General features: G+C 57.3%; 10 protein-coding genes. 8 read left to right on the top strand and 2 right to left on the bottom strand.

Going from position 1 to position 12,554, the window contains the following annotated elements:
• The first annotated feature begins 70 nt into the window (after window positions 1-70).
• Both rpmE and NMK_RS14510 read left to right on the top strand, forming a co-directional pair.
• On the top strand, window positions 71-271 hold the full coding sequence (gene rpmE / locus NMK_RS14515; RefSeq protein WP_109016486.1) for a 50S ribosomal protein L31: 201 nt from the start codon (window positions 71-73) through the stop codon (window positions 269-271).
• Window positions 272-391: 120 nt separating this feature from the next.
• A complete protein-coding gene (locus tag NMK_RS14510) occupies window positions 392-2,029 on the top strand; it encodes an ArnT family glycosyltransferase (RefSeq protein WP_109016485.1) in 1,638 nt (545 codons plus the stop codon).
• On the opposite strand, the gene NMK_RS14505 is transcribed toward NMK_RS14510, so the two are convergent.
• Both NMK_RS14505 and adh read right to left on the bottom strand, forming a co-directional pair.
• Window positions 2,017-2,382, bottom strand: a complete 366-nt coding sequence (locus NMK_RS14505; protein ID WP_109016484.1) for a DUF779 domain-containing protein — start codon at window positions 2,380-2,382, stop codon at window positions 2,017-2,019. The genes NMK_RS14510 and NMK_RS14505 overlap by 13 nt on opposite strands.
• Before the next feature lie 66 nt (window positions 2,383-2,448).
• A complete protein-coding gene (adh, locus tag NMK_RS14500; RefSeq protein ID WP_109016483.1) occupies window positions 2,449-3,969 on the bottom strand; it encodes an aldehyde dehydrogenase in 1,521 nt (506 codons plus the stop codon).
• Between the two features lie 303 nt (window positions 3,970-4,272).
• On the opposite strand from adh, the gene NMK_RS14495 reads away from it, so the two are divergent.
• From NMK_RS14495 to NMK_RS14470, 6 genes are all read left to right on the top strand, one after another.
• Window positions 4,273-6,198: a sigma-54-dependent Fis family transcriptional regulator gene (locus NMK_RS14495; RefSeq protein WP_109016482.1), complete on the top strand. Its 1,926-nt coding sequence runs from the start codon at window positions 4,273-4,275 to the stop codon at window positions 6,196-6,198.
• 189 nt (window positions 6,199-6,387) lie between these two features.
• Complete coding sequence (locus NMK_RS14490) at window positions 6,388-6,867, top strand: formate dehydrogenase subunit gamma (protein ID WP_109016481.1); 480 nt, start codon at window positions 6,388-6,390, stop codon at window positions 6,865-6,867.
• On the top strand, window positions 6,864-8,417 hold the full coding sequence (locus NMK_RS14485; RefSeq protein WP_109016480.1) for a formate dehydrogenase beta subunit: 1,554 nt from the start codon (window positions 6,864-6,866) through the stop codon (window positions 8,415-8,417). The genes NMK_RS14490 and NMK_RS14485 overlap by 4 nt, the downstream gene beginning before the upstream one ends.
• Window positions 8,418-8,431: 14 nt before the next feature.
• Window positions 8,432-11,302 (top strand): formate dehydrogenase subunit alpha, encoded by a 2,871-nt coding sequence (fdhF, locus tag NMK_RS14480; RefSeq protein WP_109016479.1) that lies wholly within the window; start codon window positions 8,432-8,434, stop codon window positions 11,300-11,302.
• A gap of 4 nt (window positions 11,303-11,306) precedes the next feature.
• Entirely contained in the window at window positions 11,307-12,140 is an 834-nt protein-coding gene (fdhD, locus tag NMK_RS14475; RefSeq protein ID WP_227871518.1) for a formate dehydrogenase accessory sulfurtransferase FdhD, read from the top strand.
• 43 nt (window positions 12,141-12,183) lie between these two features.
• On the top strand, window positions 12,184-12,405 hold the full coding sequence (locus NMK_RS14470; protein WP_109016478.1) for a formate dehydrogenase subunit delta: 222 nt from the start codon (window positions 12,184-12,186) through the stop codon (window positions 12,403-12,405).
• Window positions 12,406-12,554: the final 149 nt, after the last annotated feature.

The raw sequence follows: 12,554 nt of genomic DNA, 5'->3' as shown, positions 1-12,554 counted from the left end.
GCCTTGAATAATTTTATTAATTCATTGATAATCGCAGGTTTTCCGCGATAGCATCCAAGGACATTAGAGCATGAAGCCCGAAACCCATCCGAATTACGAAGAAATCAACGTGACTTGCAGTTGCGGCACCAGCTTCAAGACGCGCTCCACCAACTGCAAGGATCTGCACATCGAAGTTTGCTCCCAGTGCCATCCGTTCTACACGGGCAAGCAAAAGATCGTTGACACCGCCGGTCGCGTTGAGAAGTTCCGCCAGAAGTACGGCATGTAATACCCATTGGCAATCGCCAATGCTCAAAAGGCAGCTTAGGCTGCCTTTTTCATTTGTGCGGCACGCGCGCTAAAATAAGCAAGACAACCCACACCTATACGAACAGGAACTCCGGCGCTTATGTCCATTGAAATGGAACACGATTGGCAAGCGGTTTTCGCAACGCCCAAACCGAAAATCGGCGAGCGTGCAAAAACCAACCTGCTGTTGCTGCTGAGCCTGCTATGGGTGTGTTTCGGCCTGATCGGGCATACGCCCTGGAAACCCGACGAGCTCCAGACCATGAGCATCGTCAAGCACTACGTGTTGGGCGGACATTGGGCCGTGCCGACACTGGCGGGCGTGCCAGATATCGACAATCCGCCGCTTTATTACCTGACCGCCGCCTTCTTTACCAAACTGTTATCCCCGCTGCTGCCCATGCATGACGCGGCACGTATTGTCACCGGGTTATGGATGGGGCTGGCACTGACCCTAGTCGGCATGGCAGGGCGCGAGCTCTGGGGTATAGGCTCAGGTCGCCAAGCCACCCTGATTTTCATCGGCTCCATCGGCTTGGTGTTCTCTGCGCACATGCTGACGCCGGACGTCGCCGGACTGGCTGGCTATGCGATGGCTTTTTATGGCTTGGCACTGGCACCACGGCGCGCAATTCGCGCCGGACTGCTGCTCGGCACAGGTGCGGGCATTGCGTTTTTTTCCAAGGGCGTGCAACCGCTTGAAGTCATTTTGGCCTGCGCGCTTTTGCTGCCTCTGCTGTTCATTCATTGGCGTCAGCGCTCTTACTTGGGCGTCCTGCTGATCGCAGCAGCGACGGCATCCCCCTGGATTGCGCCCTGGCTCCTGACACTCAAGCATCAGTTTCCGGCCTTGCACGAACATTGGTTAACCAGCGCCGGTTTAGGCAACCTCAGCTTTCTGTATTTCCTCAAAACATTGAGTTGGTATGCTTGGCCCGCCCTGCCTTTGGCTGTATGGACATTATGGCGCACCAAGCCGGATCATGCTTCCGTTGAGTTACCGCTACTCTTTCTGCTGATCCTGCTGGCAGTACTGGGTACCAGTGCGAGCAGCCGTGACATCAATGCCCTACCGATGCTGCTGCCGATCGCCATGCTGGCGACGCCCGCCGTCGAAACCTTACGGCGAAGCGCCGCAAGTGCATTAGATTGGTTTGGGCTGATGCTGTTCGGCACCTTCGGCTTCCTGATCTGGCTGGGCTGGTTCGCCATGATGAGCGGACTCCCCGCCAAGCTCGCCGAGCGCATGCATAAACTCTCCCCCACCTATACGCCCGGATTCAGCCTGGTTGCCTTTATTTTTGCGGCGCTGGTAACGTTGGTATGGGTAGGCGTGGTGTTTAAAACTAATAAGCGCAGCAACCGCGCCGTGGTTACCGACTGGGCGGTAGGCATGACCATGGTATGGGGGTTGGCGATGACATTGTGGCTGCCCTGGCTAGACGCATCCAAGAGCTATCAAGGGGTATTTTCCGGCATGCGACACGCCATGCCGAGTACCTATTCATGCATCATTGGGCGAGACATGGGCGAAGGCCAACGTGCGGCATTGGATTACCACATCGATGTGGCTGTGGTCCAAGGTAAATCCAGTTCAGCGGGCAATTGCAATCTTTACCTGATTCAGGACGAACGCGACCGTGCCAAGGTCGACCTAGGGCCGGGATGGAAGCTCATCTGGCAAGGCAAACGCCCAAGCGACCGCCACGAGAGCTTCCGCCTGTTTCAACGCGGCTGAGCGGCAAGCTCAGCCAACTCCTCGTCGGTAAACAAACGCGAGCGGCAAATGAAAGTCTTGCCTTCCGGGGCATCCAGGGCAAACGTGCCGCCGCGTCCGTCCACCACATCCACAATCAAGTGGGTGTTCTGCCAAAACTCAAAATCCCGGTGCCCCATGTAATACGGCGCACCGCCGACTTCCCCCAAATACACATCGTGCGGGCTGGTCTTGAATTCACCCTCGGGATAACACAGCGGAGCGCTGTTCTCACAGCAGCCGCCGGATTGAAAAAACATCACCGGGCCGTGCTCGTCGATCAACAAACCGATCAAGCGTAGTGCTTCCGGGGTCGCCGATACGCGTTCGATCATATTCCACCTCCAACAAAAAGGCCCCCGAAATTCGGGGGCCTTGATCAGCTCAAATTCAAACCTGGATTAGAAGAAGCCCAGCTTCTTGGGGCTGTAGCTCACCAAGAGGTTCTTGGTTTGCTGGTAGTGATCCAGCATCATCTGGTGCGTTTCGCGACCGATACCCGATTCCTTGTACCCGCCGAAGGCAGCGTGTGCAGGATAGGCATGGTAGCAGTTGGTCCAGACTCGGCCGGCCTTGATACCACGACCCATGCGGTAGGCACGGCTACCGTCACGGCTCCAAACACCAGCACCCAGACCGTATACCGTGTCGTTGGCGATGGCCAGCGCTTCAGCTTCATCCTTGAAAGTGGTCACGGCCAAGACCGGGCCGAAGATTTCTTCCTGGAAGATGCGCATCTTGTTGTGGCCCTTGAACAGCGTAGGCTGAATGTAATAGCCGCCGCCCAATTCACCGCCCAGTTGTGCACGGGAACCGCCAGCCAACAATTGCGCGCCTTCCTGCTTGCCGAGGTCGAGGTAGGAACAAATCTTCTCGACTTGAATATCGGAAGCCTGGGCACCGATCATGGTTTCGGTATCCAGCGGGTTACCTTGCTTGATGGCCTCAACACGCGGCAACACGCGCTCCATGAACTTGTCGTAAACGGATTCCTGGATGATGGCACGAGACGGGCAGGTGCAGACCTCGCCCTGGTTGAAGGCAAACAGCACCAGGCCTTCAACGGCCTTATCGAAGAAATCGTCATCGAAAGCGGCGATGTCCTCAAAGAAGACGTTAGGCGACTTGCCGCCCAGTTCCAGCGTTGCGGGAATCAGGCTGTTAGCTGCGGCTTGCGCGATGATGCGACCGGTCGCGGTGGAACCGGTGAAGGCAATCTTGGCAATGCGCGTGCTGGTCGCCAGCGGCATGCCGACTTCACGGCCGTAACCGTTGACGATGTTCAACACGCCCGGGGGCAGCAGGTCGGCGATGAGTTCAGCCAAGACCAGGATGCTGATCGGGGTCGATTCGGCGGGCTTCAACACGACACAGTTACCAGCACCGATGGCGGGTGCCAGCTTCCAGGCAGCCATCAGCAGCGGGAAGTTCCAGGGAATAATCTGGCCCACGACACCGAGCGGCTCGTGGAAGTGATAAGCAACGGTTTGTTCGTCGATCTCACTCAACGTGCCTTCCTGGGCACGCAAGCAACCTGCGAAGTAACGGAAATGGTCGATACTGAGCGGAACATCGGCGTTCAGCGTTTCGCGGATCGGCTTGCCGTTGTCCACGGTTTCGGCATAAGCCAGGAGCTCGAGATTTTCTTCAAGGCGATCTGCGATCTTGAGCAAAATATTTGCGCGTACGCCAACTGGGGTACGGCCCCACTGGTCGGCCGCAGCATGCGCTGCATCCAGCGCGAGTTCGACATCTTCTGCGCTCGAACGCGCAGCCTTGGTGTATACCTTGCCGGTGATCGGGGTGATGACATCGAAGTACTCACCCTTGGTAGGAGCTACCCATTTGCCGCCGATGAAATTGTCATACTTGGGTTTGTACTGAACCTTGGCTCCGGCTTCGCCCGGGAATGCATAAATCATTGATATCTCCTGTCAATCTTATCGGTCTTCAGCATGAGGCTGAGAATATTCCGCCCCGCCTCGACGCTCATGGCGATGATCGCCCTCTCTCCTTAGTTTTCTCCATCCTTTTCCCGTTATGCATGGCAAAAGTTATGGAGTATGATGCATTGCATCAACTGTGCCAGACAGCACAAACTCATGTAACCCGTTGAAACAGATAAGCTTGCGCCAATAAATCTTTATGTCGCACCGTCTCAATCTCAATCCACTGCAACACCATCGTCTCAAAATGAGACGATTCGCTTTCCACTAGCCGCACTTATGGCCCGTTCGCTCGCCTCTAATCGCATTGCCTCTGCCCGGCTCCAGTTGCTGGATGGGACCGTACCGACGGGCGTGCTGCCGGAGCCCATCGAACGCTCCTGGTCGCGCTGCATCAGTACAGGATTGCCGGCAGATATGGCGATGCGTATCGAGCCATTGCCGCATCAGGCGCTTTCGGAAATCTGCGAAAGTAATGCCCGTTTGCTGCATCAGGCGCAGCCGGAGATGGAGAACCTGCACGCACAGATCGCCGGCACGCAAAACATGGTGATCCTCACCGATGCGCAGGGCACCATCCTGCACGCCTTGGGCAATCCGACCTTTGTATCGAAAGCCGAACGCGTCGCATTGCAGCCCGGAGTTTCATGGTGCGAGGAAAACACGGGTACCAATGCCATCGGTACGGCTCTGGTCGAGCAAACGCCGGTCATGGTAATGGGTGAAGAGCATTACTTCGCGCGCAACGCATTCCTTAATTGTTCTGCCGCTCCCATTCTCGATCCCTATGGAAAAATCATCGGCGTACTAGACATCTCTGGAGACCACCGCCAGCCGCAGGCCCATACCCTGGCCCTGGTAAGAATGTCGGCGCAGATGATCGAGAATCGCCTGTTTACAGCGGAATTCCCGCGCGACATCACCTTGCATTTTCACACCCGCCCGGAATTTGTCGGCACCTTGTGGGAAGGCATCGCTGTTTTTTCGCCCGTCGGCAAGCTGCTCGCCATCAATAAGAATGCACAACGGCTGCTCGGACTGAACCTGCATGAACCTCTGACCGGCACCGAATTCGGTAAGCTTTTCGATAGCACTCTGGAAGCCCTGCTCGACCTCCAATACCGCACAGGCTCGCGCTACCAAACCTTGCGAACCAGCCAGGGCAACCCGCTCTATGCCAAGATCGAGGCTGATGTGCCGCCCTCAACGCGCAAGCCGACAGGCAACAACAGCGCAAAAAACAAATTGGCTGAATCCGCGGTATTAGAGGCTCCCCTAGATACGCTGAATACGGGCGATCCGCAATTGACGCGCGCCATTTCCGCCCTCAAGAAAATCGCGGGGCGCGACATCGCTATCCTGATCGAGGGCGAAACTGGCACCGGCAAGGAGCTTCTCGCTAAAGCCATCCATGCTTCCGGCCCGCGCCATAAAGGGCCGTTTGTCGCAATTAACTGCGCATCGATTCCCGAAGGGCTGATCGAGGCGGAACTGTTCGGCTATGAAGATGGCGCCTTTACCGGAGCCAAACGTAGTGGAGCGCGCGGCAAAATCATGCAGGCGCATGGTGGCACACTGTTTCTGGACGAAATCGGCGATATGCCGATGGCCTTGCAGGCCCGTTTGCTGCGGGTGTTGCAGGAACGGGAATTGACCCCCCTGGGTAGCCCCAAGAGCCTGCCAGTAGATATTGCGGTCATCTCCGCCACCAATCACCAATTGAAGTCTTTGGTTGAATCCTCGCGTTTCCGCGAAGATCTGTATTACCGCCTCAACGGTTTGCGCATCGTTTTGCCGCCGCTGCGCGACCGCGATGATCTCTCCGCACTTGCCGAGCAAATCCTGGATGAAGAGAGCCGTACTTCCGTCAAACTGGATCGGGAAACGCTGGCGCTGTTCAAGCGTCACCCTTGGCCCGGCAATATCCGGCAACTGCGCAATGTGTTGAGGACCGCACTCGCGTTCATCGATGACGATGCCGTCGTGTATCCGCACCATTTGCCCGAAGATTTCCTTGATGAACTGCGCACAGCTTCTACATCCGATTTTCCAGATTTGCCCCAACCCAGCCTGCCGACAGCTGAAGGCCAACTCATCCGGCGGGCCATCGCCGAACATCACGGCAACATCACCATTGCCGCCAAGCACTTAGGCATTAGTCGGGCCACGCTTTACCGCAAGGTAAAGCGACTCGGCATCGGTTAAGCTTCTTTATACCCATAATTTAATTATTCCAAGTTGACGCCCCTTAACCGCATGGCTATATTTATTCTGTTGTAGGGGTGGCCTCGCCTTGTTTTCAGGGCATGCAGTATTCGCTGATATCTCTCGATCGAGCATCTTTCCGAATACCCGACCATCAGTCCGAGACTTTATAAAAAATTTGGGATCGACATGACTCAGCAGGACCTAAACCGACAAGCGGTGCAGGACGCGATTTCGCGAATGAAGGACCAACCTGGCGCACTGTTGCCGATATTGCATGGAATACAAGACAGCATCGGCCACATCCCAGAGGATGCCGTCCCCGTGATCGCCGATGCGCTCAATCTCTCACGGGCAGAAGTTCACGGTGTCATCACCTTCTACCACTACTTCCGCCAAACCCCTCCCGGCCGCCATACAGTGCAGATTTGCCAAGCCGAATCCTGCCAGGCGATGGGGAGTGAAAAATTAACGGAACATGCCAAACAACATCTCGGCATCGATTTCCACGAAACAACGGGCGACCAAGAGTTTTCTCTGGAGCCCGTTTTTTGTTTGGGCAACTGTGCCTGCTCGCCGGCCGTCATGATCGACGATAACGTCTACGGCCGTGTCACGCCCGACCGGCTCGAGCAGTTGCTGAACAATGCAAGAAAGGCATCGCAATGAGCACCAAGGTTTATGTCCCGCGCGACTCCAGCGCTTTATCCTTGGGTGCCGACGAGGTGGCGATGGCCATCCTGGTCGAAGCTTCCAAGCGCGGCATCAGCGTCGATATCATCCGTAACGGCTCGCGCGGCTTGTTCTGGCTAGAACCTCTGGTCGAGGTTGAGACCGCGCAAGGCCGCATCGCCTACGGCCCCGTACAACCTCAAGATGTGCCTGGCCTGTTCGATCAAAACTTTTTGACCGGTGGCGAACATGCGCTGCGCCTGGGCCTGATGGAAGAAATCGCCTACCTGAAAAACCAGGAACGCCTGACCTTCGCTCGCGTCGGCATCACCGATCCTGTTTCACTCGACGACTATCTTGCCCATGACGGCTATCGTGGCCTCAGGCGTGCTCTCCAGATGAGCGGCGCCGAAGTCGTCAAGGAAGTCACGGACTCCGGACTGCGCGGTCGCGGCGGCGCAGCGTTCCCCACCGGCATCAAGTGGAATACGGTGCTGAACACCGCTGCTGACCAGAAATACATCGTCTGCAACGCCGACGAAGGCGACTCAGGCACCTATTCCGACCGCATGATCATGGAAGGCGACCCCTTCGTGCTGATCGAAGGCATGACCATTGCCGGCATCGCCGTGGGAGCAACGCAGGGCTATATCTACCTGCGCTCCGAATATCCCCATGCATTGCAAGTACTGAACGAAGCCATTGCTGTTGCACTCACCAAGGGCTATCTCGGCGAAAACATTCTGGGCAGCGGCAAGACCTTCCACCTGGAAGTCCGTCGCGGCGCCGGCGCTTATGTGTGCGGCGAAGAAACGTCCTTGCTAGAAAGCCTGGAAGGCAAGCGCGGTATCGTGCGTTTCAAGCCGCCGCTCCCCGCCATAGAAGGTCTGTTCGGCAAGCCGACGATCATCAACAACGTGATTTCGCTCGCTTCGGTCCCCATCATTCTGGACAAAGGCGGCGCCTTCTATCGCGATTACGGCATGGGCCGTTCCCGCGGTACGCTACCGATCCAGCTCGCAGGAAACTTAAAGCACTGCGGACTGGTCGAAAAAGCATTCGGTGTCACTTTACGGGAGTTGCTATACGACTACGGGGGTGGTTCGGCTTCAGGCCGGCCGATTCGTGCCGTTCAGGTGGGCGGCCCCTTGGGCGCCTATCTTCCGGAATCACAATTCGATACGCCGTTGGACTATGAAGCATTCGCCAATCTCTGGGCAGTGCTCGGCCACGGCGGCATCGTAGCCTTTGACGACACTGTCGACATGGCCCACATGGCCCGTTACGCCATGGAATTCTGCGCCATCGAATCCTGCGGCAAATGTACACCTTGCCGCATCGGCTCCACCCGCGGGGTCGAAGTCGTCGACAAAATCATCGCCGGAACAGACCATGCCGCCAACGTCCAGTTGTTGCGCGATCTTTCCGACACCATGCTCAACGGCTCACTTTGCGCCTTGGGCGGTATGACACCTTATCCGGTGCTGTCGGCACTCAACCACTTCCCGGAAGATTTCGGCCTGAAGAAGAATCAGCAGGCTGCGTAAAGAGGAACAGAATCATGGCATGCAATTGCGGTAGCGGTGGATGTAACTCGATGGATTATGGCACCCCGGCACGGGTGTCTGAAAAGCTGGTCACACTCGACATCGACGGAATCGAAGTCTCCGTCCCGGAAGGCACCTCGCTCTTGCGGGCAGCCGCCGAAGCCGGTGTCGAGATTCCCAAGCTTTGTGCGACCGATAGCCTGGAACCGTTCGGCTCCTGTCGGTTGTGCCTGGTGGAAGTAGAGGGGCGCCGTGGCTACCCGGCCTCCTGCACCACCTTGGCCGACAACGGCATGAAGGTTAAAACCCAGACGCCAAAACTCGCGGATATCCGCCGTGGTGTTATGGAGCTTTACATCTCCGACCACCCGCTGGATTGCCTTACCTGTGCCGCCAACGGCGATTGCGAACTGCAAGACATGGCCGGGGCAGTAGGCTTGCGCGAAGTGCGTTACGGCTACGATGGCGAAAACCATCTCAAGAGCGTCAAGGATGAATCCAATCCTTACTTCACCTACGATCCCTCCAAGTGCATCGTCTGCAACCGTTGCGTCCGCGCCTGCGAGGAAACGCAAGGCACGTTTGCGCTCACTATCGATGGCCGCGGCTTTGAGTCTAGAGTTTCTGCGGGAATGATGGAAGACTTCCTCGATTCGGAATGCGTCTCCTGCGGCGCCTGCGTGCAGGCCTGTCCGACCGCCACCCTAATGGAAAAGTCCATCATCCAGCACGGCCAACCCGAGCATTCCGTCATTACCACCTGCGCTTACTGCGGCGTCGGCTGCTCGTTCAAGGCCGAGATGAAGGGCAACCAAGTCGTGAATATGACGCCCAACAAGGATGGTCATGCCAACCACGGCCACAGCTGCGTGAAGGGCCGCTTCGCCTGGGGTTATGCTACGCACAAGGATCGCATCACCACCCCGATGATCCGCGACAACATCAGCGATCCTTGGAAGGAAGTCAGTTGGGAAGAAGCCGTCGCCTATGCCGCCAAGCGCTTCAAGGAAATCCAGGCCAAGTACGGCAAGGATTCGGTGGGCGGCATTACGTCATCCCGCTGCACTAATGAAGAAACCTATCTGGTGCAAAAACTGGTGCGTGCCGCCTTCGGCAACAACAACGTCGACACCTGTGCTCGCGTCTGCCACTCGCCCACCGGTTACGGCCTGAAGCAAACGCTGGGCGAATCCGCCGGCACGCAGACCTTCGATTCGGTCATGGAAGCCGACGTGATCATGGTGATCGGCGCCAACCCGACCGACGGCCATCCTGTGTTCGGCTCACAGATGAAGCGTCGGCTGCGCGAGGGTGCCAAGCTGATCGTCGTCGATCCGCGCCGCATCGACCTGGTCAAGTCGCCGCACATTAAGGCCGATTACCACCTCAAGCTGCGTCCCGGCACCAACGTGGCTGTCGCCAATGCCTTGGCCCACGTCATCGTAACCGAGGGCCTGGTGAACGAAGCATTCGTGGCCGAGCGTTGCGAACCCAAGGAATTCGAAGCCTGGCGTGAATTCGTTGCCCGCGCCGAAAACTCGCCGGAAGAATTGGAGGCCGCGAGCGGCGTACCAGCCAAGCAGTTGCGTGAAGCCGCGCGTCTCTACGCCACAGGCGGCAATGCCGCCATCTATTACGGCTTGGGCGTGACTGAGCACAGCCAGGGTTCCACCATGGTGCTGGCTATTGCCAACCTTGCCATGGCCACCGGCAACATCGGTCGTCAAGGTGTGGGCGTCAATCCGCTGCGCGGGCAGAACAACGTGCAGGGCTCTTGCGACATGGGCTCCTTCCCGCACGAGTTGCCGGGTTATCGCCACGTGTCAGACAACACCGCACGCACGCTGTTCGAATCGGCCTGGGGTGTATCGTTGAGCAACGAACCCGGCCTGCGCATCCCCAACATGTTCGAAGCGGCGCTGGACGGTACCTATAAGGGTCTCTACGTCGAAGGCGAAGACATCGCGCAATCCGACCCCAACACCCAGCACGTGACCTCCGCGCTCGAAGCCATGGAATGCGTGGTGGTGCAGGACCTGTTCCTCAACGAAACCGCCAAGTTCGCCCACGTATTCTTCCCTGGCTCTTCGTTCCTGGAGAAGAACGGCACGTTCACCAACGCCGAACGCCGTATCTCGCCGGTGCGCAAGGTCATGCCACCGTTGGCCGGCAAGGAAGACTGGGAAGTCACCCAGATGCTGTCGAACGCATTGGGTTACCCGATGAACTACAGCCATCCGTCCGAGATCATGGACGAAATCGCTCGCCTGACCCCGACTTTCCACGGCGTGAGCTACGACAAGATCGATGCGATGGGCAGTGTGCAGTGGCCTTGCAATGAAGATGCGCCGGACGGCACCCCCATCATGCACATAGAGCAGTTCGTGCGCGGCAAGGGCAAGTTCTTCGTCACCCGTTACATTCCGACGGACGAAAAGGTCACGCCGAAATTCCCGCTCATCCTCACCACCGGCCGTATCCTGTCGCACTACAACGTGGGCGCACAAACTCGCCGGACCAACAACTCGGCCTGGCATCCTGAGGACGTGCTGGAGATTCATCCGCACGACGCCGAGGATCGCGGCATTTCGGATGGAGATTGGGTCGGCATCCAGAGCCGCGCAGGCGAAACGGTGCTGCATGCCAAGATCACCGATCGCATGCAGCCGGGCGTGGTGTATACCACATTCCACCATCCGTTCTCTGGCGCTAACGTCATTACCACGGATAACTCCGACTGGGCGACCAATTGCCCGGAATACAAGGTGACCGCGGTTCAGGTGATGAAGGTGACTCAGCCTTCGGAATGGCAGCAGCGCTATCGTGCGTTCAGTGACCAGCAGGAAGACCTGCTCAAGCAACGCGCGACTGCCAAGGCCCAGTAATCGGATGGAAGCTGCGCGGATCATCGCCGCCCCTGAAGATACGCAATTCCCCGTCCAGCGCGCCCGCATGGTGTCGCGCTGGCAAGGCGGGGAAATGCTTCAAGCGATCGATCAAGTCATCGAAGAAGTGCCGGTAGCCATGGTCTACAACGGCATCTCCCACGCCGTGATGCTTGCCAGCCCCACCAGCCTCAAGCCCTTCGGGCTCGGCTTCAGCCTATCCGAAGGTATCGTGCGCAACCGTACCGAATTGTACGACCTGGAAGTCGTCCCCGATTGCCATGGTATTGCCTTGCAAATGACCATCTCCGCCGAACGCTTCGCCGGCCTCAAGGAACGTCGACGCAGCCTCGCTGGCCGCACAGGTTGCGGCTTGTGCGGCACCGAAAGCCTGGATCAAGTGCAGCGCCATCCCAAGGTGACGACGCAGAAGCTGAAAATCAGCCGAGCTGTCTTGCAAAAAGCCCTCGACGCCCTGCCCGGCTTGCAACGACTGCAAGCCGCTACGGGAGCCGTGCATGCGGCCGCGTGGGCCAATCAAGACGGCGAACTGATGTGGGTAGAGGAAGATATCGGGCGACACAATGCGTTGGACAAACTCGTTGGCAAGCTGGCACTCGAAGGTGTTTCGCCCCAGGAAGGCTTCGCACTCATCACCAGCCGTGCAAGCTACGAAATGGCACAGAAAGCCGCAACGGCAGGCATCGAACTGCTCGCAGCTGTCTCCGCCCCAACAGGGTTAGCGATCGACCTTGCCGAGGAATCCGGACTCACGCTGATCGGATTTGCGCGTCATCGCAGCCACGTTGTTTACACCCATCCGCATCGTTTGGATTGAATCGTACGAATTGAATTGTTAAGACTAAAAACCAAGGAATTTCATGGATATCGAAAACCTCGTCAAAATGGCGAACCAGATCGGCCAATTCTTCGAAGCCGAGCCAGACCGCAAGCAAGCCGAGCAAGACATTGCTAGCCACATCAAGCGTTTTTGGGACCCACGCATGCGCAAGGCCATCGTGGCCTACTCGGAAGAAAGCGGCACTGAACTGAATGAAATCGTCAACGCGGCTATTAAAGAACATCGCGGCTTGCTGGTCTAGGATTCCGCTTCTTGCCTAAGCCCCAGTTTGCTACAAGCAAAACACTTAACCATTCCGCGGTGGCATCAAATTCCCCATGGACGGAATGAACTTTCGGCCGGATGACCTGAGTCTAATAATTGAGTAAAATACTCAGCTAATTAAGCTTC

The organism is Novimethylophilus kurashikiensis (genome assembly GCF_003112435.1).
GTDB lineage: Bacteria > Pseudomonadota > Gammaproteobacteria > Burkholderiales > Methylophilaceae > Novimethylophilus > Novimethylophilus kurashikiensis.
This window is presented reverse-complemented; position numbering and strand designations above follow the sequence as displayed.

Coding starts and splice junctions, on each gene's coding strand:
- NMK_RS14510 (WP_109016485.1), top strand. CDS start 392: ATGTCCATTGAAATGGAACACGATTGGCAAGCGGTTTTCGCAACGCCC.
- NMK_RS14470 (WP_109016478.1), top strand. CDS start 12,184: ATGGATATCGAAAACCTCGTCAAAATGGCGAACCAGATCGGCCAATTC.
- NMK_RS14490 (WP_109016481.1), top strand. CDS start 6,388: ATGACTCAGCAGGACCTAAACCGACAAGCGGTGCAGGACGCGATTTCG.
- fdhF (WP_109016479.1), top strand. CDS start 8,432: ATGGCATGCAATTGCGGTAGCGGTGGATGTAACTCGATGGATTATGGC.
- NMK_RS14505 (WP_109016484.1), bottom strand. CDS start 2,382: ATGATCGAACGCGTATCGGCGACCCCGGAAGCACTACGCTTGATCGGT.
- adh (WP_109016483.1), bottom strand. CDS start 3,969: ATGATTTATGCATTCCCGGGCGAAGCCGGAGCCAAGGTTCAGTACAAA.
- rpmE (WP_109016486.1), top strand. CDS start 71: ATGAAGCCCGAAACCCATCCGAATTACGAAGAAATCAACGTGACTTGC.
- NMK_RS14495 (WP_109016482.1), top strand. CDS start 4,273: ATGGCCCGTTCGCTCGCCTCTAATCGCATTGCCTCTGCCCGGCTCCAG.
- fdhD (WP_227871518.1), top strand. CDS start 11,307: ATGGAAGCTGCGCGGATCATCGCCGCCCCTGAAGATACGCAATTCCCC.
- NMK_RS14485 (WP_109016480.1), top strand. CDS start 6,864: ATGAGCACCAAGGTTTATGTCCCGCGCGACTCCAGCGCTTTATCCTTG.